The organism is Bacillus sp. EE-W1 (assembly GCF_009760835.1).
Taxonomy (GTDB): domain Bacteria; phylum Bacillota; class Bacilli; order Bacillales; family Bacillaceae_G; genus Bacillus_A; species Bacillus_A wiedmannii.
On record NZ_WIPE01000064.1, the window covers coordinates 142049 to 166197 of the forward strand.

Below are 24149 nucleotides of genomic sequence, written 5' to 3' on the forward strand. Positions count from 1 at the left end.
TAAGTCTACAATATTTGATTTATGAATGAGTTTAAATTTACATTTAAAAATGTATCGCACTTTCTTTTTTGTTAAAATAAAGAAAAGGAGGAATGATTATGAAACGAATGGGTTTTGAACGGCCTACTGATTATTACGATGAAAGGTTATATACTATCGATGAAAAAATTTGTGCCCTATTAAAAGAACGAAAAGAACTTTCAGATGGTGATCCAGGTTTTCCACATGATGAAGCCATTTATAAATGGGCAAAGCAATACGGATTCTATCCAGACTATTTAAATTCACTATTCTCTTCCATGATGGACGAAGGTGAATTTAAACCTCGCGTCGAACCAACTACATTCAAAAAACATTTACCTGTTTTTAAATCTTATGAACATGATGGTATCATGTATACCGTAACTTTTATTCGGCAATATGCAAATGCTAGTGTAGTTTATTTATATAGCGATTGGGATTCCACTGATAAAGTTTTTAATGAAAATAAGCCTCATAGTTTCTTCCAATTATCAATAGATGATACATATGACTGCTGGCCTGAAGGTGGTGGCGGTACTGATGGACATTTGAGTCATCATTTTGTTGTATCTCCTGCCCTTCCTGATAATTCGTCTGGAATTAGATTACGATTTAAAGAACTTAATATACCGTTTAGGAAAGATCAAGCTGTGATTGAATTTGAGATTCAGATAGATTAATAAAAAGGCTGTCTCACAAACCCTTTTCCTGACTAAAATTCGTTTATTTTTACTTTTATGTCCCTTAAAATAATTAAGCCCCTTTCCAAACTGGATAAGGGGTATAGTTACATCTTCATGCAATTACTATTGTAAATTTGTTATTAAATTTTCTTACCATCTTTATAGTCAAGGCAGGACACTTCAATTAACAATCCATTAAACATTGAAAAATAAAAACCGTAACTACTACCTCTCATTGCATACGGTTCCTTGTCTATTTCAATGCCACCAGCTACTAAACGATTATATGTTTGATCAACTTCACTTGAAGTATCCACTAAAAAACCAATATGAAAAGCTTCAGGGTACATAACTTCCTTATTTCCCTTAAATGCTTTTGGATCGCTTAGCACAAGTATAAATCCACTCTCATCACTCATCACTACTAGTGCCTTCCCCTTTTGCTCCAAAAATTGAAAATCAAAAAATGTTTCAAAGAAATGTCTCGCTTCTGATAAATCATCAACACATAGATTCAAATGATTTAACTTCATTTACTCATCTCCTATTAAACAGAAGTTATATAGACTCATATCCATAACACCTAAATATGTAAAGCAAGATATTCAAGCGTTCCGTCTAAGACTATGCTTTATAGTCTAATACTTTTCTCTATAGCTTAGAACGCTTTTTTAATGCATGCAATTACATGAATCATTCGACATGAAATTTTAATTTACCTATATAAAATGGTCAAATTATTTACTTTTCAAATTGTGTAAAATCCACTCAATCAAGAAAATTGCTGAAGAGGTACGTTCTATTGTATCCCCTACAAATAGTTTATGAAGTAATGCCTCCAAATGAATTGGTTTATTAGGCAACACTTGTATATACCTTAAAACAGATCCCGCTGGCGGTGTAGGCTTGTTATTAATAGCCCATATCCCTTCTAACAATGTCCAAGTTGACGTATGAACAATGTATGAAGCTTTTAACTCATCATTTGCTTTTAAAGCAGACTGAATTTTAATGAGCGAACTATGCAACCAATAAGAAATGCCTTTCACTTTGTCACTAGAAACACGATAGTTTTCAAATTCATATGTAGCTATTTCCTTTAACTTTTTCAACTCGCCGCTTTTATCAAATAAAATTTCCCCTTCTAAAAATGAGTATAATTCCATCGGATTGTTTTTGAAGTTTTCTAGTATTTGATTAACGTCTGCATACTTATATTCAACTAAAATTTCTTCTCTCGTTTCAGAATGAAATTTCTTATTTTGTCCGTCTTCTAAAAGAACATAGAAGTCTAAATCCGAATCAAGATATGCATCACCTCTTGCGACAGATCCGATAAGCATACATCCAGTTATCTTATTTATAGATAAGATTTCAGCTACTATGGTTTGCACTAATTTTTTATGTTGTTCATGTTTAACAGATATTTGTGCTTCTAACATTTGTAACCTCCAAACATTTTTTTCACTTCATTTACCTCCATTTATAACGAAACAATAAAACATATATCACATCCATATTTTACTATAAGTCAAAAAAAGAGGATATTTGTTTATTAATAAACAAATATCCTCTACCTTTAATTATATTTTACGACTGCTGATAAGCCGCTTTCGATGATTTTACATAATAAACTGCGTGATCCACTTTAATGATATGATCTGGTTTTGGTTTACCACGACTCGCTCTATGTCCTGCTAGATGTTCTTCACTTGTTTCCCAGTTTTTCCATGCTTCTTCAGATTCCCAGCGAATCATAACGACAACTTCTTCGTCGCCGCGTCTTACTTTTTTCACAAGAACGCTTAAGTCGATGAAGCCTTCAAATTTTTCAATAATACCTTCTCCAGTGAAACGTTCTACAACTATATTTGATGTACCTTCTTTTACTGTAAATGTTTTCGTTTCGATAAACATATAATCCCACTCCCTCTTTGTAATACGAATACTAGTATTCTTCTATTATAGTTGATTATGATAATTATTTTCAATTAAAAAGTTATAATTATTTGAATTATGCTGATTTCTCTTCTATCGCCTCATCTAAAAATTTGAAATACGGAAGTAATATTCCTATTAAAGAAGTGGTACATATAATCGCACCGATGATAAAGTATAGTGCTCTCACTCCCCACATTTCACTCAGTATGCCTCCTAATAACACACCTAACGGCATAGCGGATCGTATGAAAAATAACCGCACTGAAAATACTTGCCCTATCATATTGTTTGGTACTGTTTGTTGGCTTATTGTCGTGTTATGAACATTGAAAAAGGCAATGCAAATGCCTGCAACAACTTCAATGAACACTGCAATTACTATACTATGATTGAATGCTAGAGAAATATATGTGAGTCCTCCTATAAACAATCCACCAAGCATAAGTATACGCCGGCTTTTATATGTTACTTTTCCGACTAGTATAGATCCAACTACATAGCCAAATGGGAATCCGGCCATAAAATAACCAAATTCCGCATACCCGGCTGACAGCTCGTCTTTTATATAAGGAAGATTTGTAACTAGCGTAACCCCAACTCCAAATTGCACGAAAGTAAGAAAAATACCGAGCCAAACGATAACTGGTTTTGTGAAAAAATATGTAAAACCGTGAAGAAACTGTTCTAACCACGTTTTCCGAATAGATTGTTTTGTTCTCTTTTCTTTTATATTAAGTAGTAATGCGCCACTAACAAATAGACAAATACATACGAAAGATAATGTAAGTTCTGTTCCAATCAAATGAATGATTACTCCGGCTAATACGGGCGCAAGAAACATCATAAGACGAGCCATTCCATCAATATACGCATTTGCGTCTTGAAGCTGTTCTTTACTTACAATACTCGGTGTAATTGCTTGACTTGCAGGTGTATACAGCGGCGTAATAAGCCCGATTATTATTTGTACGACATACACATGCCATACTTCTATACTGTTAGTAAGTAACATGACTAACGGCAGTAAGAAAACCGAAGCCCGCATCCATTGCGAAAAAATCATAATCCACTTCCGGCTCCATTTATCAATAAATGGGCCACTTATTAGTTGTAGTATAAGAGATGGGATAAAGTATAGTAGCCACATACTACTTAATGCTGTTTTTGATCCTGTTAATTCGTAAACAAGAATCGAATTACATAACGTTCCGAAAGCCCCGCCTAACTCTGAAATTGCACTGCCAATCCACATATAAAAGAACGAACGGTTTTTCAATACATTTTTCAATTTCACACACCAACTTTTCTACTAGATTCCTCCCTCTATGTGCATTCTAGTTGCATATTATTTATTTAAAAACGCATCTAATTCTTTCGCTAACGACTGTACTGCTTTCTTTCTCAATACATATTTTCCGTCATGTATATCTACTAACTTCGCTGCACGTAACAATTTCAAATGATGGTGTACAGTCGATTTACCGAGTTGCAGTCTTTCTGTAATTTCCTGCAAAGTCCGTTCTTGTTCGAACAACATTTTTACAATGCGTAACCTCGCTTCATCCCCAAGTGCCTTATGTTTTTGAACTAAAAAATAATTCGGTTCATATAGATCTTCAGGATGGATGCTTTCGTTTGCGACTGGGTAATGAAATACTTTCGTATCTTCAATATCCGCCTCAATGTTCCACGGTCTGTACGTCATTTGCGGGATAAGAAGTACATAATGAACACTTGGTTCTGGCATATAGTTCACACCGCCAGTCGCCCACTCGACAAACTCTTCTGGTTTCATCTTTTTATTCATTTCATTTTTCGCTTCATAATCTCTTTGTAATATAGAAAGTATTTGCTCCTCCTCTTTCTGAATAACACTCTCATACCACCCTGTCATAACGGCTACTAAATGGTCCTTTAGTTTTTGCACATCGATATTACATATAAAACGAAGATACGTAGAGAAAAACTGATGATCTTGTGTCAGCTCCTCTAGTTCATATATTGCAGTTACGTCCCCACTTGCTGCTAAATGTCTTTTCTTTTCATACTTCTCGCCTAAAAACGGTAAGCATATATATTTCAAATCTACTTCTGAAAGCGAATCGATTTTAGCATGAAACTGTGCTAAGTCCTGAAAATCCTCTTTATACAACAACTGAAGTAACGCTTTCCACGTATTATGTTCTTCTACAAACTGTAAGTGCTCTCTCATTTCTTCTGTTAATGATTCCTTAATTTCTTCCCATTCATTTTGACTCTTTTCAAGGGTATCGATTAACCTTTTATGAGTGATTGCCGCAATGCCAAGTGCGCATTCGAAAAGTATCGAATACTTCACTTGAACATGGTAAGTTTCCCTCTTTCTACTCGTTATGTGATAGACCTCCATTTTATCCCCTCCCTGTTTGCTATATATCTAATTCTATTTTCGTCGAATTTATCCTTCTATATTTTTAGAATTTATAAAATATGAGTTGAAATACATTCATTCTAAATTAAGAAGAATAGGAGCTTTTTTATATACAAATAATAACTTTCAAGGAGTTGTTGACATGCATTTCATATTGAATATGTTAGGGATTTTCATTGTTATCTTATTCGTTTTCCTATTTTCGCCTAATAAAAAACAAATAAAATGGAGACCAATCGTTATTCTAATCATATTGGAGCTCTTTATTACATGGTTTATGTTAGGCACGAAGCTTGGCAGTATTATCATTAATAAAATTGCTTCATTTTTCAGTTGGTTACTATCATGCGCGAATGAAGGTATTCGGTTTGCCTTTCCTTCCGCTATGGAAAATCAAACCGTTGATTTCTTCTTTAGTGCATTACTTCCTATCATTTTCGTTATCACGTTCTTTGATATTCTTTCGTACTTCGGAATCTTAACTTGGATTATTGATAAAGTAGGTGCAGTTATTTCAAAAATTTCTCGTTTACCAAAGTTAGAAAGTTTCTTTTCGATTCAAATGATGTTTTTAGGAAACACTGAAGCACTTGCGGTTGTCCGTGATCAATTATCCGTTTTAAAAGAAAATCGTTTATTAACTTTTGGAATTATGAGCATGAGTAGCGTTAGCGGATCCATTCTTGGCGCTTATTTATCAATGGTTCCGGCAACATATATTTTCAGTGCAATCCCTTTAAACTGTATTAACGCATTAATTTTAGCCAATGTATTAAATCCTGTGGAAGTTTCAAAAGAAGAAGATGTCGTATATACACCTGCAAAAGATGAAAAAAAGGATTTCTTTTCTACTATTTCAAACAGTATGTTAGTCGGGATGAATATGGTTATCGTTATTTTAGCTATGGTAATTGGTTATGTGGCATTAACTGCATGTTTAAATGGAATTTTAGGCTTTTTCGTCACAGGTTTAACAATTCAAAAAATCTTCTCCATTATCTTTAGCCCTTTTGCTTTTTTACTCGGTTTATCGGGCAGTGATGCGATGTATGTAGCTGAATTAATGGGGATCAAAATAACGACGAATGAATTTGTTGCAATGATGGATTTAAAATCAAACCTAAAGTCTTTACAACCACATACAGTTGCAGTTGCAACTACATTTCTAGCTTCTTTTGCTAACTTTAGTACAGTAGGTATGATTTACGGAACTTACAATTCATTATTTGGCGGAGAAAAATCAGCCATAATCGGTAAAAATGTTTGGAAGCTTCTCGTTAGCGGGATGGCAGTTTCCTTATTAAGCGCTATGCTCGTTGGACTATTTGTATGGTAAATAATCTTTAAAATAAAAGACACCCAATCGAATTGAGTGTCTTTTATTATTATTTTCGAATCTGACCATTTCCACGAATCACATATTTTGTAGAAGTCAATGCAGGAAGTCCCATCGGTCCCCTTACATGTAGCTTTTGTGTACTGATGCCAATTTCTGCTCCAAATCCGAATTCAGATCCATCAGTAAAACGGGTGGATGCATTATGATAAAGTGCCGCCGCATCAACAGATGTGAAGAACTTATTGACGTTTTCCTCGTCCTCTGTAATAATTGCTTCAGAATGCATAGATCCATACGTATTTATGTGATAAATCGCTTCTTCTATAGAAGAAACTACTTTAACTGCCAGTGTGAGAGATAAAAATTCTGTCTCCCAGTCTTCTTCTGAAGCAAGTACAATTGAAGAATCAATTGCCAATGCTTTTTGATCACCACGTAGTTCCACGCCTCTTTCCTTTAAAGCAGAAAACAGCTCTTTACCATATTGCTGCACCCACTTCTCATGAAGTATAATCGTTTCAATTGCATTACATACAGATGGACGCTGCGTTTTTGCATTAATAATAATATCAATTGCCATTTGCTTATTCGCTGTTTCATCAATGAAAATATGACAATTTCCTGCACCTGTTTCAAGTACCGGAACAGACGCTTCTCTCACTACAGTATCAATTAATTGTTTGCCTCCTCTTGGAATAAGAACGTCTAAGTAATCATTCATTGTAAACAACTGTTTTGCGCTATCTCGCGTTGTATCTTCTATAAGCTGTACACTTTCTGGAGGCAAGCTTGTTTCTTTGAGTGCTCGATGAATAACGGTAACGATGGCTTTGTTAGAATTGATAGCAGAAGAGCTACCACGTAATATAACTGCATTTCCTGTCTTCAAACAAATTGTAGCAGCATCTACTGTTACATTTGGTCTTGCCTCATAAATCATCCCAACAACACCAAGTGGTACACGCATCTCCTGAATAGATAGTCCATTTGGTCGCTTCCATTCACTTACACGTTCTCCAACTGGATCACGTAATTCGATTAACTGCTTAATTCCCTCTGCCATATCAACAATTCGTTGTTCAGTTAGCATAAGTCGATCAAGGAGTGAATCAGAAAATCCTTTTGCCTTACCTTCTTCGATATCACGTTTGTTTTCCTCTACAATATAAGCTGTTTCTACTATTAGCCTTTCAGCAATAGCAGCAAGTGCTTCGTTTTTTTGACTTGTAGATTTTAGTACAAGTTCTCTAGCAATTTCTTTCGCTTTTTTTCCCTTTGCCAACACTTCATTCATCTTCATTTCCTCCTTTTTAACATCACTATTCTTAAAGTGACACCCAATAATCTCTATGAATGACTTCATAATTATGCCTTTCGCCTCTTGCTTGAATATGTTGACTTTGCATACCTTTTATCTCTCTTAATTCCTCTGCGCTATATGTGCATTGTCCTTTTCCAATTACGCGCCCTTGCTTTGTCATTACTTCTACGACATCGCCAACTTGGAAAAATCCTGAAACATTTGTAACGCCAGCAGGAAGAAGACTCTTACCATGCTGAATGATAGCAGTAGCTGCTCCAGCGTCTACTTCAATTTGTCCACTAACAAGCGAATGCAAGGCAATCCATTGCTTATTCACTTTCATTTCTTTTTGAGGAGCATTTCCGACATACGTTCCATCACCTTTGCCCTTCAAAACATCTACAAATTTCTCTTGTCCACGTCCTGTTCCGATAAATACACTCACGCCAAGAGAAAGTGCTGTCTTCGCAGCATCAATTTTTGATTTCATACCGCCAGTTCCAAGTTTTGAACCAGCATCTCCTGCAAGAGAAGCGATTTCTTCCGTAACTTCAGGAAGGAAATAATATTTTTTCGCATCCGCATTTTTCTGAGGATTTTTGTCATATAGACCGTTCACATCTGTAAAAATCATAAGCATATCAGCTGAAACAAGTCCGCTTACTAAAGCTGACAGCATATCATTATCACCGAACGTGAGCTCCTCTAAAGAGATGGAATCATTTTCATTAATGATTGGAAGAGCAGAACGGTTTAATAACTCTCCTAAAGTAGCGTAAGCGTTACTATATTGTTCTTTTCTAGAAAAGTCACTTCTCGTCAGCAATAATTGCGCAGTTACAATACCATATTTACGGAATTCCTCCGTGTACGCCTGCATTAACAAGCTTTGTCCGACAGCCGCAGCAGCCTGTTTTCCTTTAATTGTCACAGGTCTACTAGGATACCCTAGTGCTGAAAAACCTGCAGCGACGGCCCCAGATGTAATTAACAACACTTCATGCCCTTCCTCTTTCAATCGAGCCAATGCGGCAACGTGATCTGACAGTTGTTCTTTAGAAATGCCTCCGTGACTATCTGCCAAAGAGCTGCTCCCAATCTTTACAACAATTCGTTGTTTTTTCACTTTTGTATCCCCCAAGTCTAAAATCAAAGTTTTTTATACATTACACTTTTATTCATTCGGCTTGCAGCGATTCTATTCTTTTCAATGCTGCACCTAGCCTATTTAAGAGCAAAATAAAAATGACCGCTTCGCCCTTAATAAAATAAAAAGGACGAAACGGTCATTGTTCCGCGGTACCACCTTAATTGATATACATAGATATCCACTTGGCGCCTATAACGCAGGCGAACGCCTAAACTTTCATTTAAGACTCAGGGATAGGTTCGATATATTCTATACGAGGAATCTTTCAGCCGGTGAATTCCACTCTCTTTCGCAAGAAGACATATGTACTATTTCCCTTCAACGATTTTCGGTTTAATTTTTTATATTATGCGATATAATTTGATTTGGTGTCAAGAAGTATTTTTAAAAATAAATAGAGCGGCAAGTTACTTGTATGAAATTATTACCGTACTGAATGAAAATACAAATCGATATAAGTTTAACTCATATTCATCAACATAAAACCTAAAATTAAAGTGTATATATTTACATAATGTCGAATATAATTGATTTTTATCTTTTGGTGTTGCAAAAAGGAATATATTCTCTTAGAATGTTTCTTTATATTACATAAAGTTGTTATTGTTATTTTAAGATAGCAATTTCAAAATGATATAATTTATTATAAAAGGAGCAAGATTGAGTTATTATGGATAAACAAATTGGATTTATCGGTTGCGGAAATATGGGAATGGCTATGATTGGTGGGATGCTACACAAAAATATAGTGTCTGCAAATAATATTATTTGTTCGGATTTAAACACTACGAATTTAAAAAATGCTAGTGAAAAATATGGGCTAACTACAACTACTGACAACAATGAAGTAGCTAAAAATGCTGATATTTTAATTTTATCAATTAAACCAGACCTATACACATCAATCATTAACGAAATAAAAGAAGTAATCAAAAACGATGTTATCATCGTAACGATCGCTGCCGGGAAAAGCATTAAAAGTACTGAAGAAGCTTTTGCTAAAAAATTAAAGGTTATAAGAGTAATGCCTAACACCCCTGCTCTTGTTGGAGAAGGAATGTCTGCATTATGCCCTAATGAAATGGTGACAGAAAAAGATTTAGAAGATGTGCTAAACATTTTCAATAGCTTTGGTCAAACAGAGATCGTAAGCGAAAAATTAATGAACGTTGTAACATCTGTAAGCGGTTCTTCACCAGCATACGTATATATGATTATAGAAGCGATGGCAGACGCCGCTGTACTTGATGGTATGCCACGCAATCAAGCATATAAATTCGCTGCTCAAGCTGTGTTAGGCTCTGCAAAAATGGTACTAGAAACAGGCATACATCCAGGTGAATTGAAAGATATGGTTTGTTCTCCTGGCGGAACAACGATAGAAGCTGTAGCAACATTAGAGGAAAAAGGATTACGAACTGCAATTATTTCAGCAATGCAGCGCTGTACACAAAAGTCTGTTGAACTATCTGGGCAAACGAAAAAGTAAAACTATAAAAGAGATCACGTTAGCTTTGAATTTAGTTAGAAAACGGTGGATTACATACTCTCTCGCTTGCACTAAATGATAAACGGACAAACTCATAGATACTTGAGTTTGTCCGTTTTTTTGATTATACTACAATAATTTCATTTGTATCTTCTTTTGAAATTTCAGTTTTATCCCTTCCTTATTCTCTACTATGATTGTGTAATTTTATTAGAAACTAATAATTTTTCAATGCATTTCGGTAACATATCTAATAGCGTTTCAAATGCGTAATTTACATCTAAACGTTCTGTCCATTGATGTGCATCTTTTCCTACCGGCCCCATATTTAATACCGGAACGTCAAACTCTTCTAGATCCTTAAGTGGAATCGAATAACCTTTATCCCATAATGGCATATTGTCTACAAGTGAACTCATTGAATCTAGTGGATTCTGTAAGCCCACATAGCTCAAATCTGAAATTCCCCCAAAATAGTTTTGGTTTTCAAATGTAATGTTATGATTGTAGTGAGCATACTTTTCCATTTCTGCAACTACATCTTTAATTAACGGATTGTTGCGTGAACTTACAGCTGGATAATATGGTGGAGCAAAGAAAAGTACAATCATCGGCGCCTTTTCTTTACATAAAATAGATAGTTTATCTACTAAATCAATTGTTACCGCACGATCATCTTTATCTTCTCTATTTTTTATTATATTAGATTGAATATCATCTATTTTCTCTTGCCCATGTTGTTCAATTGCATAAGCGATAAGCTCTTCATACGTTAATACATTTACTTTCATATTAGGCGGTATAAACGGATTATATTTAGAAAAACGATATGCTTGCTTCTCGTATGATTCTTCTATTTTCTCTGCTACTTTCGTTACTTTTTGACGTAACATTGAAACAACGTCTGTCATCGTTTTTTCCAGTAAAAACAAATTGAATAATGTGACTGCACGATGCGGAATTTGTACAGAATAATCCTCCTTTAAATCACGTTGAAGTAAGTTAGTTGGGGGAGGACTCGCTTCTCCTTCTACAACATCACAAAGGTCCGTATTCAATTCTAATTCAGCCGTTAATAAAGCAGCCATATAACTCCCATTTAAGCCTGCAAATGGTTCACCCACATGTGTTTCTTTACCATAGCAAAGAAATCCAGGTAACACTTTACCAATAGAACCAGTATAAATATACTTATTTTGGTCACCAGGATGTCGTGAAAACATAGGCTCTGAATTTAATACCGTTTTATAATCCAAGTTATGTTCTCTTGCTAACTCTAGTAGTCTTGGAACAGCAGCCCTCATCCCTACAGAGTTTACTTCTTCATCTGGAACAGCTAATAAAAGAACATTCCCGTCAAATCTTCCTTCACAGGCTTGCTCAATCATTGCCATTTGTAATGTGAGGCCGCATTTCATATCCATTGTTCCTCTGCCAAACAGCCAATCTCCTTGTTCTATATCTTCACGTACATGGTCTGGTAATTCATCTTTATGAGAATAAAACATAGATGTTAACTTTTTAGGATTAAATGCATCTTCTTTCCAAACTCCGTAATCTTGCACATCTACAACATCAAAGTGACTAACTAGAATTACGGTATTTTTTGTACTATCGCTTTTCTTTACTAGGGCTGTAACAAAATATCGTCCGTCCCCCGTCGGATTTTTTTGCAAATGATGTGGGTTTTCTTTGAAGTACTGTAAATCAGATAATTGTTCCACAACAAAGTCTGGCAATATCACTTCAGCTTCTGTACCTGTAATACTAGGAATTTCAACAAGACTGCTTAATAATTGAATCAATTGTTCTTTTGATTGCCACTTTGACATATAAATCCCCCTATTTTTTCCGCATTATGAAAATGAATTCCAGTATATGAATAAAAAATGACGACAGTTATCAAAATTATAGCTCTGATGTACTGCCGATTTTTATTGATATTTCATGAGCTGCTTGTTTTACCTTACTAATCAGAAAAGATAGTCGATCATCATTAATGCGGTGACTAATTAACCCAACACTTAATGCTCCTACTACTTTATGATTAAATCCGATAATAGGTGCAGCTACTGAAGCTGTCCCTTCTGTTTTTTCACCATAACTTACCGCATATCCTTCAGTTTTTATTTGCTTTATTTGATCTAAAAGAATGTGCTTTTGTTCTGGTAATGAAGAAAGTAAATGTTCTACAATATGTTCCATTTCATTCGTTTTCATATTGGCAAGCATCGTTTTATTTGCAGCACCAATTGAAAGTGGAATTTGTTCCCCTAAGTTATCAATAACTCGAATTTTTAAAGGGCTATCCATTCTTTCAATGATAATAGAATGTGTTCCATTTGGAATGTTCAAATAAACACTCTCTTCCACTTCAGAGGCTAACCGCTTCATCACTTCTCTTGCAACTGATCTGTAGTCTACCTTCTCCAATTGACGTAATCCTATTTCCATCCACATTGGCCCAATTTTGTACTGTTTCGTTTCTGAAATTTGCGTAACTAACCCATGCTCGATTAAAGAGTTAAGTAATCTATGTACTGTACTAACTGGGAGATGTGTTCTGTCCGCTATATTAGAAATTGCCCAATACTCTTTTTCATTAGTAGAATTTAACAACTTTATAATACTTATCGCTCTATCAATGGACTGCACCATAATAACTCACCTCAGCTTGACTTGTAATATGCTAGTTCGCTCAATTACCTATCAATTTAACAAAAATTTAAAATGAAATCAATCCATTTATTCAATTTTCTAAAAATAAAAATATACCACTGATAACAATTTGTAAGCGCGAACAAAAAAATATTGACTTTTCTTTTTAATTATCTGAAAATTATAACAAGATTTCACATCACGGAATACATTCCACAATACGGAAAAACATCAAACTTCATTCTATCAACTACGAAAGTGAGGAAAACAATGACGCAAGTAAGTAATACAAACAATGAATTAAAACGTACGATGAAAAGTAGACACTTATTCATGATTGCACTCGGTGGTGTGATTGGAACGGGATTATTTAACGGATCTGGTTTTATTATAAGTCAAGCTGGACCTGGTGGATCCGTACTTGCCTTTATGGCTGGTGGATTATTAATGTATTTCGTTATGCTTTGTCTTGGTGAACTTGCTGTAGCCATGCCTGTTTCAGGTTCTTTTCAGGAATATGCAACTAAGTTCATCAATCCTGCAACTGGCTTTACAATCGGATGGTTGTATTGGTTAAGCTGGGCGAATACGACCGGTCTTGAATTTACAACTGCCGGCATTACAATGCAGCGCTGGTTTCCTGATATTCCTGTTTGGGTTTGGTGTTTAATATTTGGCGTTACTATCTTCACTATTAACGCATTATCTGCTCGTAGTTATGCAGAAACAGAATTTTGGTTTTCAAGTATAAAAGTATCTGCCATTATAGCTTTTATTATCCTTGGCGGTGCCGCTATGTTCGGTTTTATTGACTTAAAAGGCGACGAACCAGCCCCGTTATTATCAAATTTCGTAAATCATGGCGGTTTATTCCCAAATGGACTTGCAGCTATTCTATTAACAATGGTTACAGTCAATTATTCCTTCCAAGGTACAGAACTTGTCGGAATCGCAGCAGGTGAAAGTGAAGATCCAGCAAAAACTTTACCTCGTTCTATTAGAAATATTATATGGCGCACGATGTTTTTCTTCGTCTTAGCAATCTTTGTTCTTGTTGCTTTAATTCCTTGGGAAGAAGCAGGATTAACAAAGAGCCCATTCGTTGCTGTATTTGATAATATCGGTATTCCATATGCAGCTGATATTATGAATTTTGTTATTCTTACTGCTGTTCTTTCTGTCGCAAACTCTGGACTGTACGCCGCAACTCGCATGCTTTGGTCATTATCAAAAAATGAAATGGCTCCGGCCTTTTTAAAAAAATTATCTTCACGAGGAATACCTTTAAACGCTTTAATTTTGACAATTTCTATTTCTGCTTTTTCTCTTTTAACAAGCGTTGTAGCTGCTGAAACAGTTTACTTATGGTTAATTTCCATTTCTGGCGTCATTACAATCATTGTTTGGATGTCAATTTGTGTCTCTCAATTCTTTTTCCGTAAACATTATTTAGCAGACGGTGGAAAATTAGAAGACTTAAAATTTAAAACTCCACTTTATCCACTTGTACCAATTCTTGGTTTTGGATTGTATGGCATTATATTAATCAGTCTTATTTTTATCCCAGAACAACGACTTGGAATCTATTGCACTGTACCGTTTATCGTTTTTTGCTATACCTACTATCACTTTAAAGTTAAGAAAAGAATTGCTACTAACACTCATAGTGAAAGTAAAATTAGCGAGACTATGTAATACTATACTTATATATAAAAGACCGCACATGGCTTTCATTTCATATGCGGTCTTTTATCATTGGCATTTGTTCTATTCCCTTTTCATTCATTACCTCATACGATTCAGTGTTACTATATACCTTTACTTGGATTGCAAGTTCTTTGAAAAGTGATACCAATTTCCATAATGCGGTAAATAATACAATACTAATAATTGGATTTTTTCACTTTTAATACGTTATTGATTTTCTTTACTGTTTTGATATATTGAATATATATTGCTTAAAAATTTAAAAAAAGACAGGAGTTATCTACAATGATAAAAGGTTTCGGGGGAATATTTTGGAGAACTAAAAATCTTGATGTTATAAAAAAATGGTACAGTGAGGTGTTGAAAATTGAAATAGAAGATTGGAATGGGACTGTGATTAAACCCCAATTAGGAAATGAGACTATTTTTTCTTTCTTTACCGAAAATGATAATTATTTTCCAATAGAACAGCAAGTGATGTTAAATTTTGAAGTACATAATTTAAATGAGACTATTCAGCATCTTGAACATATTGGTGTACCTCTTGAAAAGAAAGAAGAAATTAGTGAGTTCGGAAAGTTTATTTGGATTAAAGATCCTGAAGGTCGTCTAATTGAGCTTTGGGAGAAATAGACGGTTATAATCCTTTGCTATTAAGCTAAAGGTTGCTTTCATTCAACAAAATAAATAAAAAAGTCGATTCCTTAACTCCACAGGAAATCGACTTCTTCTATCCCATCGCAATAAAATGGAACTACTTCCCTTGATTAGATTGTTTTCGAACAAAAGATACGAAAAATAGTTTTTTCTGGCTGCTTATTTATCCCTTCTAATTCGCTTTAAAATTATATAATGGCTTAATAATGTGCTTTATATCTATTGTTTCTTTTGTATTTTCTATAATTTCATCCATTGGCTTGTATACCATTGGTGCCTCATCAATTGTGCTCTCTACTACCGATGTAGTCCAAACCTCTTTCATCGTATTTTGGAAGTCCTCTAGACTCAATAATTCTTTAGCCTTCTTACGACTCATGATACGTCCTGCCCCATGCGGACCAGAAAAGTTCCAGTCTGGATTACCTTTACCAAATGCAATAATTGAACCATCTCTCATGTTAATTGGAATAATTACTCGTTCATCTTTCTGAGCTGAAATAGCACCTTTTCGTAGAATCATATTTTCCATGTCAATATAGTTATGTATTGTAGTAAATTGATCAGTTACTTTCCAATCCATTTTAGTGACAATTTCATCAATCATTGCTTTACGATTGAACTCAGCATACTTTTGGGCAATATTCATGTCATTCATATAATCTTTGAATTCTTTTCCTTCTAAATAAGCTAGTTCTTTACGAATCTGTGGCTTCTTAATTCCACGTAAAGTCTCTTGTATTTCTTTTTCTCTCCCCTCTTTAGTTAATCTCTTAATAATCTCATCCTTCATTGATGTAACATGAATTAGTTGTTCATACGCGAAGTTCTGGTAATACTCTGCTATTTGTTTACCTAAATTACGAGAACCACTATGAATGACAATATATACATTTCCTTTATCATCTTCATTTAATTCAATGAAATGATTTCCTCCTCCAAGAGTACCTATACTTTTTTGAGCTCGTTGTAATGTATATGGGGCCTTCACACCATCAAAATCAATCATTTTTGAGAATCGATGTTCTTTATCTCGGATACGAAAACCACTTGGAACAAATTTACGAATCGTTTCGTCTAAGTAATCGAAATTAATTTCTTCTTTTTTCTTATCAATCATAACAACTTCCATACCACAACCAATGTCTACCCCTGCAAGATTAGGAACAATTTTATCTTGTATTGTCATCGTTGTCCCAATCGTGCAACCTGCTCCTGCATGTGTATCTGGCATAATACGAATTTGACTATCCTTTACAAATTCTTGGTTACAAAGATCAATAATCTGCCCAGTTGCAGTCTCATCAACGTTATTCGTAAATACTTTTGCTTCATTGTATTTTCCTTGTAATTTCAACATCTTTCATGTCCCCTTCCTTTTGAAAGAATTATTTTATTACGTTGTATGTGTTCTTATAATTACTATCATCCACCTTCTGCTTTCCATTATATATGTACTATATCCTTCACTATAATAAAAAATTATAATGATTTATTTTGTTTACATAATATAATTACTGTCTCTTTATATTTATACCTACACATAAGCATTCCTCCTCCTCAATATCGATCATATAATAATTAAACAAAAACTCCCCTTAAATCGAAAATGATTAAGGAGAGTTTTTTATATACGATGAAATTATAGTTCAGATTTCACTCGAACAGAAACATTGTTTTTAATTATTTTTTTGAATTCTTTAAAGGTAACAAAATTGTTACTTTTCTCATCCCAAAGACGAAAACGGAGTGATCGTAAGCTTGTAGCAAGTGTAATCGTTGGTACATTTTTTAACGGAAGCGTATTATTGTGTGCCTCTTCTAGTTTATAGTTAGGTACTCTTGGACTTAAATGGTGAACATGATGGAATCCAATATTACCAGTTAGAAATTGCAAGATTTTTGGAAGTTTATAAAATGAACTTCCTTCCACTGCCGCTTTCACATATTCCCAATCTTTATCCTCTTCAAAATAAGAATCTTCGAATGTGTGCTGTACGTAAAACAGCCAAATTCCTACTGAACCTGCTATTAAGAATATAGTGCCATGCACTAACAGAAACGATTGCCACCCAATTGCCCAGCAAAGTATAGCTATTAAAGCAACGATTATAATATTCGTCAAATACGTATTCATACGTTCTTTCTGTCTAGCACCTTTTCGGTTAAATCTATTTTTAAGTAAGAAAACATAAATCGGACCTAATCCAAACATAACGAATGGATTGCGATATAAGCGATATGCTAAACGCAGTCTAAATGGCGCAGCTAAATATTCATCCACTGTAAGCGTCCAAATATCTCCTGTACCTCTCTTATCCAAATTACCACTTGTAGCGTGATGAATAGAATGCTCATGTCCCCATTGATCAAACGGGAATAAAGTTAACACACCCATACATGTCCCTACGATTCTATTTGCAGGTCGACTTTTAAAGAATGAATAATGGGTACAATCATGAAAAATAATGAAAATCCGTGTCATAAAACCAGCGGCTAACAGAGATGGAACTAACGATAACCAATAAGAAACGGACAAACTTTTATAAGCAAGGTACCATAAAATAATGAACGGCACAATTGTGTTAATAAGTTGCCACACACTTTTTTTAATCGTTGATTTTTCATACGGAGCAACTTGTTTTTTTAAATTTTTAGTATTTTCTAATGTCATTGGTCTAATTCCTTTCCTTTATGTTGCTAATTCACATTATAGCATACTATTAGTATCAGGTGTTAAAAGTAGCTGTAATAAATATTATATAATATAAAAATCTCTTTTTTCTTACTCATTACTTACAAATTACTTACGGTCAAAAAAACTTATATAATCGGACTGATGGAGCATTTCAATTATAAAAGAAACATCTATTTTTTCCAATAAATATATATAAAAGCAGAGGACTTTTTCACTTCTGCACATCTTTTCATTTCTTTAAATGGTAATTTTTTTCGATTTGTATTTATGTAACAGTTTTTTCTCACAAGAAGAAAAGAGCTGCCATAAGTCAGGTTTCACCGACTTATGGCAGCTCTTTTTCATTTTATTTTAGCGATGGATCCAAACTGCACCTGCAGACTTGTCCTCAGCTTGACCTACTACTTCAAACTTCAATCCAAGTTTCGGCAACTTACGTCCGGCATCTGGAATAACACTGTTGATGTATTGCTTAGAATCATCAAATTTCGCAACGCCTGGTAATCCTTTATAATCAAAAATACCGCGGGTTGGCGAATTTACTTTCCATGCTGGTGTTTGATCAAATGAGAATGCCGCATCGGCAATTTGATAACGCGTACTGCTCTTCACAGTTGGTTGTCCATTTAATGTTCCTACGATTGCCTCTGGATGAGAATCTACTACCCCAAGGAATCCTTCGCCTGGATGAACGCCTACCCAGTTATCTGTAAAGCTTTGATCCGCATACCATACAACCATTCCTGTATTAAATACTGGACCACGTGCATGTTGTAGCGCCGTGTCAGACCCAGCGTAATTTCGCCACTCGATATAGTAGTTATGTTTTTTCTGTTCAAATCCGTTAGACACAGTAAATCCTTTTAGTGTCATTGCTGGCTGGCCTTCTGCATCATCAGAGAAAACAACTTTTCCATCTACAGTTAATGCTGCATTGTCTAACGCAAATCCTTTATAAGCTACTGCAATATCTGTTACATACTCAAATTGTAGTTTTACTTTCTTTCCTTTAAATTGGCTTAAATCGTATGATTTATCAACCCACTTACCATCTGTTGTATCTACGCCGCCTTTTACATCTTTTTCGCCCATTCTATCAATACGTGTCTTCGTTCCATCTTCTGCAATCGCATTTACGTCAAGGAAATCATACTTCGCTTCCAATTCATAAAATGCCTTATAATCAAATTTAGCATCCGTTGCAGTCGTTAAGTCAAATACTGGTGTCTCAAGTGTTGTATGAATGTCATTTCCTTTTGTGCTGTAATAAAACTTCTTACCAAATGCTGATTCGATATTTTTTATATCTTTGTCTGGCAAGTTAACACGAACGATTCCTGGTCGTTTTGATTTTGTAACACTTTGATCTAAATATGTAGCAGTACCAATTCCCGTGCGAAGTTTATCATAATCTACTTCGACAATATTCGCCCAGTTCCCCTTCATATTCTTTTGGAAAAACTCTTTATTTTGCGGTGAGAAACTTGTTGGCTCTGTTCCCGCAATTTTTCCAGCCCAGCTACCGCCGCTCATAAGGGACCATGATTCAACAGGTTCACCTTGTCCAGAATACTTTGTATCATATTCATCTGGTAAGCCTAAATCATGACCGTACTCATGCGCAAACACACCAACTGCACCGTCTTCAGGCTCGATTGTATAATCATATGCAGCCATCTTTCCGCCCCAGTTTGATACAGTAGATTTTGTACCATCAATCGCATATGGCTTTGATCCTAGTTTTGAACGATGGGACCAAATCGCATCATCTTTCAATTTACCACCGCCAGCTTCTTGACCTACGCCCGCATGTACAACCATTAGGTGGTCAATAATTCCATCTGGCTCGTTTTTATTTCCATTACCATCTTGATCGTATTGATCAAATTGATCATAATCAGCTAAATTAATGCCTTTTGCTACAGCTGCTTTTAATGCTTCTTTCACAAAATCTTTTGGTCCTAAAGGCCCCTTGTTATCATGACCAGTACCCGCATCCGCACCATAATCTGACGCTTTTCCTGGAACAGTAAGCCATTCTGTTACAGTTCCATCAACTGTGTAGCTTCCGCCAGATTGTTCTTCATAATATTGCTTAAATGTATTAATCTTCGATCCATCAAATAACGTAAATGGCTCATCACCAAATAACATTTTTTGATAATGTTCACGATTAAAGTCCTTAGAATACATATAACCCGGTTCTTGATCAATATTATTATGCTTAAAATCGCTAAATTCTACGAGTAAAACAAGTACTTTATCTTTTCGAACAGTTCCATTGTACTCAGCTTGCTTCGCTGGTGTAGTAGGTACTTTTCCATTTAATTTTCTAGAATTCAATCCTGCATCTTGTCCAGCAACTGGTCCTACTTCTGGTTGCTGCGCCTGTTCATTCTCCTTCATTTTTGCATCTTTTACTTTTTTCATAAAATCTGAAGCTTCTTGCGTAAGGTTATCTCCTGTCAAGATTTCTTTTCCAGGGTTTTCCCCTTTCTTTTTCTCAACATATTTTTCGACAGCCTTTGATGTCTCGGCTTGTGATGCAGATTGATCAATTACTCCCCGTTGTTTCAGCGCTTCTGCCAAACGTTCCTCTGGTATTAAGTGCTCATCTATTGGTAGAGATGATGTTGGTGTCTCAGCATACGCTGCATGACCTCCAAAAGCAAACGTACCACTTAGTACTGCTGCTGTTGTTAATACCGCTAATGGTTTTAATTTCTTTTTCAATGTATTTCCTCCCCAGTGTCTGCAAATTATCGTTTTTTTTGCCGATAGGAACATAATATTCGTTATAATACGAATATTCAATCTTTTTAAAAGACTAAAATGTTGAGAAATATTTTTTAGGGTGAAAAACATATGATAAATAAATTTACAAGAAATCCATTTTAGAATTTGTGATTCTCTTTACTCTTGTTTTCGAATGAAATTTCATCTACACAAAAAAGCCAACTCCTAAGTACTAGCTAAGGAATTGGCTTTTTTTAATGAGAATATTTTATGAATAAATGGATTGCTTCTTCTTGTATATAGAACTTGCCATTGCTTTCTACAACGACACTACCTAATTCATATTCTTTATTCTTAATACGAATTATATTTTTATTTACAAATAATTGAGCTTTTACATTATTACGTTTTACTATGAGCACCGGGTTTTCTGCATCAGTATTATCTATTGTTACTGTTGCACCTTTTCGTTTAAAGGCTAATTCACTCTCTACAAATAATTTGTTTGTTACTTCTTCTAAGTTAAAGTCCATTGCTTTCGCCATCGTCTTCGCAATGTCTGTGTTTTGGATCAAACCTGTTGGCTTTTGAGGACCGTAAGAATATAAAAACACATCCTCACCTGTATGGCCTCCTGTTGTGAAGCCTATGTTCGCATGATTGGCCAATAATGTAGTAAGTATTGGACCTACATCCGATTTCTTTTTTGCTGCTTTTACTCTTTCTTTTTCATCATAAGTTAAATTGTCCAAACCGTATAATTTAGCTACATCTTCTACATTTGATAAATCAGATTTTAGTTTATTTGTAGCACCTTCAAGTGTCATTTTCGATTTTTTTAATGGACCAATGTATGCAGAGACCGGCGTAATATTATAGCCTTTTGTCGTATTCGCATTCCCAATAGAAATACCGCTGTTACCATGATCAGTTACAGCTATTAACATCGTATTACCATCTTTTTTTGCAAATTCCAATGCTTCTGCAACTGCGTTATCAAATGCTAATACATCACTAATCATCCCTATTGGATCGTTCACATGAGCTGCCCAGTCTGGCTTACTTCCCTCTACAAATAAAAAGAAACCATCTTTATCTTTTGATAGTGTTTGAATTGCTTTTTCCGTCATTTGAGAAAGTGTTGGTTGCTCCGGATTTGTTGCTTCGCGATCCATATCAAACGCAAGAGCATTATGTGAGAAAGAGCCCCAAATTTTCTTAGATTTAGAGTTCAATAATGCATCTTTCGTTTCAACAAAGTCGTATCCTTTGTTTTGAATCACCTTTACTAAATCTTCACCATCTTTTCTTTTTATAGGTAGCAGTGCCTCTTTTCCCCCACCTAATACGACATCTATATTTTGATACACTTGCTGCTCCGCAATTACGTCAAAGCGCTTACGGTTAATATGGTGAGCAGAAAATCCAGCGGGAGTAGCATGCTGAATTTCAGCTGTAGCAACTATTCCAGTTGCGCGACCAGTGCGTTTGGCACCTTCTAAAACATTGGCAACTGGACGTAACTTGTCCTCTTCTTTGATTGATTTTAAGCCAGGTGAACTTACAATAGAAGGTAATATACCTACATATCCTGAATTCGATTTATTCCCCGTCGCTAAAGCTGTAGCTGCTGGGGCTGAGTCTGTTATAGCTGATTCCGCCGAATAGGTACGAACTCCTCCTGTTACAATTTCATCTAGTGCAAGTGGTTTCCCTTTATACAAGCGAGCTAATGTCGTTGCTGAAGAACTCGTTCCGTCCATAACCATTATGATTACATTTTTCGGTTGCCGTTCTACTTGTTTCACCTTAGCTTCCACCGTATGATAATTCATCATGCTTTCCGTACATAACATACTTAGTGTGATTGTTCCTACTAACAGTAACCTTTTCATCAATAAACCCAAATTCGACATTGTTGTTCCTCCGTATGTTTCACATTCATTTATATACAAAAAGATTTCCACAACCTATATATGTTTTATTAGTCCCCAATTTTCATGAAGCTAACAATCATTACCTTCATTTTCTTTTATTAGTAAAGCAACGAACGATACATATCATAGCTTTTTATGTTCAAATAAATAGAGACCACACTTTTTTATAAAAACGTCTTATCATTCTCTTCACTAAAATTTGTTTCTCAATAAAAATCCGATTGAAATAAATAAGAATTTATTGTTAAACGATAAAATTTATGTTAAATTAAAATGATAATTTAAAAATGAGGTGCTTTATATGAACCAAGGATCAACACTCTTTTTAAAGACAGCAATTATCCTTATCGGTATTCCTGTTTTTGCTTTGTGTATATTTTTAATTCCTAATATCGGGAATTACACAGCGGACTTATACCCGGATATTGCATATATAAAATATCTTGTTTTAATCAATCTATATGCAACGGTGATACCTTTTTATTTTGCTCTATATCAAGCCTTTAAACTTGTAAGCTACATTGATAAGGGGAACGCCTTCTCGAAATTATCTGTTAGAGCTTTAAAAAAGATAAAACAATGTGCTATTACAATTAGTGTATTATATGTAGTAGGTATGCCGCTTTTCTATCTTGTAGCAGAGAGAGATGATGCACCAGGTATTATAATAATTGGCATGATCCTTATCTTTGCTTCAATGGTTATCGCAGTCTTTGCTGCCGTTCTCCAAAGACTTTTAAAAGATGCGATAGATATAAAATCAGAAAATGATTTAACGGTCTGAGGTGAATAACATGGCAATAATAATTAATATTGATGTAATGTTAGCAAAAAGAAAAATGAGTGTAACTGAACTTTCAGAGAAGGTTGGAATTACAATGGCTAACCTTTCTATATTAAAAAATGGAAAAGCAAAAGCAATTAGAATTACAACTTTAGATGCTATTTGTAAAGCGTTAGAATGCCAACCAGGGGATATTTTAGAATATCAACCGGAAGACAGCGAATAAAAAGAGTCCTTCTCGTATGAAGGACTCTTTTTATTCGCTATTATGGCGCAAAACTAACTCGACCAGTCAAAACTAAAATAATCGCGATAATCCAAAATATAAAGAAGGATAAGGACAGTATTAATGAAAGAATAGCAATACCCTTCTTCTCTGTTTTTTTCGTCATCGTAATGATAGAAAGTATGATTCCTGCAACTGTAAGGGCAACTGTAATATAATCTCCCACTATATTACCGGCATTCGCTATCCTTGTCGGGGTAATAAAAACGAACAAAAAACATAAAATGCCGATGAGTAAAGATATATAACTTATTATACTGTACTTCCTTTTAGGAACTATTTCAGTTTTCATACTAATCCACCCCTCTCTATAGCTATGTGTTTATATTAGCATGAATAACCATAATTTG

Annotated in this window: 21 protein-coding genes and 1 other annotated feature; of the genes, 7 read left to right on the forward strand and 14 right to left on the reverse strand. The window is 34.8% G+C overall.

The genetic code is table 11. The annotated features are described in order from the left end of the window. Window positions 1–98 precede the first annotated feature (98 nt). Entirely contained in the window at window positions 99–701 is a 603-nt protein-coding gene (locus GFJ36_RS15505; protein ID WP_141542741.1) for a chorismate mutase, read from the forward strand. Window positions 702–844: 143 nt separating this feature from the next. Here the strand turns inward: GFJ36_RS15505 and GFJ36_RS15510 are convergent, their stop codons facing one another. From GFJ36_RS15510 to GFJ36_RS15530, 5 genes are all read right to left on the reverse strand, one after another. Beyond that, complete coding sequence (locus tag GFJ36_RS15510) at window positions 845–1237, reverse strand: VOC family protein (RefSeq protein WP_046959774.1); 393 nt, start codon at window positions 1235–1237, stop codon at window positions 845–847. A gap of 204 nt (window positions 1238–1441) precedes the next feature. Continuing rightward, the gene (locus GFJ36_RS15515) at window positions 1442–2146 is read right to left on the reverse strand and encodes a nucleotidyltransferase domain-containing protein (protein WP_157349674.1); all 705 of its coding nucleotides are present in this window, start codon (window positions 2144–2146) and stop codon (window positions 1442–1444) included. A 148-nt stretch (window positions 2147–2294) separates the two neighbouring features. Beyond that, window positions 2295–2621: a heme-degrading monooxygenase HmoA gene (gene hmoA, locus GFJ36_RS15520; RefSeq protein WP_088609164.1), complete on the reverse strand. Its 327-nt coding sequence runs from the start codon at window positions 2619–2621 to the stop codon at window positions 2295–2297. Between the two features lie 97 nt (window positions 2622–2718). Beyond that, on the reverse strand, window positions 2719–3933 hold the full coding sequence (locus GFJ36_RS15525; protein WP_097890346.1) for an MFS transporter: 1215 nt from the start codon (window positions 3931–3933) through the stop codon (window positions 2719–2721). A gap of 57 nt (window positions 3934–3990) precedes the next feature. Continuing rightward, complete coding sequence (locus tag GFJ36_RS15530) at window positions 3991–5034, reverse strand: ArsR/SmtB family transcription factor (protein ID WP_098230643.1); 1044 nt, start codon at window positions 5032–5034, stop codon at window positions 3991–3993. 163 nt (window positions 5035–5197) lie between these two features. Between GFJ36_RS15530 and GFJ36_RS15535 the strand changes: the two genes are divergently transcribed. Continuing rightward, window positions 5198–6391: a NupC/NupG family nucleoside CNT transporter gene (locus GFJ36_RS15535; RefSeq protein ID WP_087984648.1), complete on the forward strand. Its 1194-nt coding sequence runs from the start codon at window positions 5198–5200 to the stop codon at window positions 6389–6391. A 49-nt stretch (window positions 6392–6440) separates the two neighbouring features. Here the strand turns inward: GFJ36_RS15535 and GFJ36_RS15540 are convergent, their stop codons facing one another. Together GFJ36_RS15540 and proB are read right to left on the reverse strand one after the other, a co-directional pair. Continuing rightward, window positions 6441–7688: a glutamate-5-semialdehyde dehydrogenase gene (locus GFJ36_RS15540; RefSeq protein WP_087984647.1), complete on the reverse strand. Its 1248-nt coding sequence runs from the start codon at window positions 7686–7688 to the stop codon at window positions 6441–6443. A gap of 31 nt (window positions 7689–7719) precedes the next feature. Then, window positions 7720–8823: a glutamate 5-kinase gene (gene proB, locus GFJ36_RS15545; protein WP_098230644.1), complete on the reverse strand. Its 1104-nt coding sequence runs from the start codon at window positions 8821–8823 to the stop codon at window positions 7720–7722. 144 nt (window positions 8824–8967) lie between these two features. After that, window positions 8968–9178, reverse strand: a binding site (T-box leader). Window positions 9179–9517: 339 nt separating this feature from the next. Between proB and proC the strand changes: the two genes are divergently transcribed. After that, entirely contained in the window at window positions 9518–10336 is an 819-nt protein-coding gene (proC, locus tag GFJ36_RS15550) for a pyrroline-5-carboxylate reductase (RefSeq protein ID WP_088609169.1), read from the forward strand. Between the two features lie 191 nt (window positions 10337–10527). On the opposite strand, the gene GFJ36_RS15555 is transcribed toward proC, so the two are convergent. Both GFJ36_RS15555 and GFJ36_RS15560 read right to left on the reverse strand, forming a co-directional pair. After that, a complete protein-coding gene (locus GFJ36_RS15555) occupies window positions 10528–12168 on the reverse strand; it encodes a M20/M25/M40 family metallo-hydrolase (RefSeq protein WP_088609170.1) in 1641 nt (546 codons plus the stop codon). 76 nt (window positions 12169–12244) lie between these two features. Next, the gene (locus GFJ36_RS15560; RefSeq protein ID WP_097890228.1) at window positions 12245–12994 is read right to left on the reverse strand and encodes an IclR family transcriptional regulator; all 750 of its coding nucleotides are present in this window, start codon (window positions 12992–12994) and stop codon (window positions 12245–12247) included. 270 nt (window positions 12995–13264) lie between these two features. Here GFJ36_RS15560 and GFJ36_RS15565 point away from each other — a divergent pair, with 270 nt between their 5' ends. Together GFJ36_RS15565 and GFJ36_RS15570 are read left to right on the forward strand one after the other, a co-directional pair. Continuing rightward, window positions 13265–14689, forward strand: a complete 1425-nt coding sequence (locus GFJ36_RS15565; RefSeq protein ID WP_088063805.1) for an amino acid permease — start codon at window positions 13265–13267, stop codon at window positions 14687–14689. Window positions 14690–14986: 297 nt separating this feature from the next. Then, on the forward strand, window positions 14987–15334 hold the full coding sequence (locus GFJ36_RS15570; RefSeq protein ID WP_048560674.1) for a VOC family protein: 348 nt from the start codon (window positions 14987–14989) through the stop codon (window positions 15332–15334). Window positions 15335–15530: 196 nt separating this feature from the next. Here the strand turns inward: GFJ36_RS15570 and GFJ36_RS15575 are convergent, their stop codons facing one another. The 4 genes from GFJ36_RS15575 to GFJ36_RS15590 form a co-directional block, all read right to left on the reverse strand. Next, window positions 15531–16718 (reverse strand): RtcB family protein, encoded by a 1188-nt coding sequence (locus GFJ36_RS15575; protein ID WP_097890229.1) that lies wholly within the window; start codon window positions 16716–16718, stop codon window positions 15531–15533. A gap of 282 nt (window positions 16719–17000) precedes the next feature. Next, a complete protein-coding gene (gene desA / locus GFJ36_RS15580) occupies window positions 17001–18032 on the reverse strand; it encodes a Delta(5) desaturase DesA (RefSeq protein ID WP_116891975.1) in 1032 nt (343 codons plus the stop codon). 375 nt (window positions 18033–18407) lie between these two features. Then, a complete protein-coding gene (locus tag GFJ36_RS15585; RefSeq protein ID WP_179192146.1) occupies window positions 18408–20789 on the reverse strand; it encodes an immune inhibitor A domain-containing protein in 2382 nt (793 codons plus the stop codon). 257 nt (window positions 20790–21046) lie between these two features. Further along, the gene (locus tag GFJ36_RS15590; RefSeq protein WP_097890230.1) at window positions 21047–22708 is read right to left on the reverse strand and encodes an alkaline phosphatase; all 1662 of its coding nucleotides are present in this window, start codon (window positions 22706–22708) and stop codon (window positions 21047–21049) included. Window positions 22709–23030: 322 nt separating this feature from the next. On the opposite strand from GFJ36_RS15590, the gene GFJ36_RS15595 reads away from it, so the two are divergent. After that, window positions 23031–23513, forward strand: coding sequence for a DUF2975 domain-containing protein (locus GFJ36_RS15595; RefSeq protein WP_097890231.1), 483 nt, complete (start codon window positions 23031–23033; stop codon window positions 23511–23513). Window positions 23514–23523: 10 nt separating this feature from the next. Beyond that, a complete protein-coding gene (locus GFJ36_RS15600; protein WP_002084833.1) occupies window positions 23524–23739 on the forward strand; it encodes a helix-turn-helix domain-containing protein in 216 nt (71 codons plus the stop codon). Between the two features lie 40 nt (window positions 23740–23779). Here the strand turns inward: GFJ36_RS15600 and GFJ36_RS15605 are convergent, their stop codons facing one another. Further along, window positions 23780–24091, reverse strand: a complete 312-nt coding sequence (locus GFJ36_RS15605) for a hypothetical protein (protein ID WP_087984636.1) — start codon at window positions 24089–24091, stop codon at window positions 23780–23782. Window positions 24092–24149 lie beyond the last annotated feature (58 nt).

Excerpts from the sequence above, each read along its gene's own strand:
- GFJ36_RS15540 (WP_087984647.1), bottom strand. The coding sequence starts at position 7,688 with ATGAATGAAGTGTTGGCAAAGGGAAAAAAAGCGAAAGAAATTGCTAGA.
- GFJ36_RS15515 (WP_157349674.1), bottom strand. The coding sequence starts at position 2,146 with ATGTTAGAAGCACAAATATCTGTTAAACATGAACAACATAAAAAATTA.
- GFJ36_RS15600 (WP_002084833.1), top strand. The coding sequence starts at position 23,524 with ATGGCAATAATAATTAATATTGATGTAATGTTAGCAAAAAGAAAAATG.
- GFJ36_RS15595 (WP_097890231.1), top strand. The coding sequence starts at position 23,031 with ATGAACCAAGGATCAACACTCTTTTTAAAGACAGCAATTATCCTTATC.
- GFJ36_RS15570 (WP_048560674.1), top strand. The coding sequence starts at position 14,987 with ATGATAAAAGGTTTCGGGGGAATATTTTGGAGAACTAAAAATCTTGAT.
- GFJ36_RS15605 (WP_087984636.1), bottom strand. The coding sequence starts at position 24,091 with ATGAAAACTGAAATAGTTCCTAAAAGGAAGTACAGTATAATAAGTTAT.
- proC (WP_088609169.1), top strand. The coding sequence starts at position 9,518 with ATGGATAAACAAATTGGATTTATCGGTTGCGGAAATATGGGAATGGCT.
- GFJ36_RS15530 (WP_098230643.1), bottom strand. The coding sequence starts at position 5,034 with ATGGAGGTCTATCACATAACGAGTAGAAAGAGGGAAACTTACCATGTT.
- GFJ36_RS15575 (WP_097890229.1), bottom strand. The coding sequence starts at position 16,718 with ATGTTGAAATTACAAGGAAAATACAATGAAGCAAAAGTATTTACGAAT.
- GFJ36_RS15560 (WP_097890228.1), bottom strand. The coding sequence starts at position 12,994 with ATGGTGCAGTCCATTGATAGAGCGATAAGTATTATAAAGTTGTTAAAT.
- GFJ36_RS15555 (WP_088609170.1), bottom strand. The coding sequence starts at position 12,168 with ATGTCAAAGTGGCAATCAAAAGAACAATTGATTCAATTATTAAGCAGT.
- desA (WP_116891975.1), bottom strand. The coding sequence starts at position 18,032 with ATGACATTAGAAAATACTAAAAATTTAAAAAAACAAGTTGCTCCGTAT.
- GFJ36_RS15590 (WP_097890230.1), bottom strand. The coding sequence starts at position 22,708 with ATGTCGAATTTGGGTTTATTGATGAAAAGGTTACTGTTAGTAGGAACA.
- hmoA (WP_088609164.1), bottom strand. The coding sequence starts at position 2,621 with ATGTTTATCGAAACGAAAACATTTACAGTAAAAGAAGGTACATCAAAT.
- GFJ36_RS15565 (WP_088063805.1), top strand. The coding sequence starts at position 13,265 with ATGACGCAAGTAAGTAATACAAACAATGAATTAAAACGTACGATGAAA.
- GFJ36_RS15505 (WP_141542741.1), top strand. The coding sequence starts at position 99 with ATGAAACGAATGGGTTTTGAACGGCCTACTGATTATTACGATGAAAGG.
- GFJ36_RS15535 (WP_087984648.1), top strand. The coding sequence starts at position 5,198 with ATGCATTTCATATTGAATATGTTAGGGATTTTCATTGTTATCTTATTC.
- GFJ36_RS15510 (WP_046959774.1), bottom strand. The coding sequence starts at position 1,237 with ATGAAGTTAAATCATTTGAATCTATGTGTTGATGATTTATCAGAAGCG.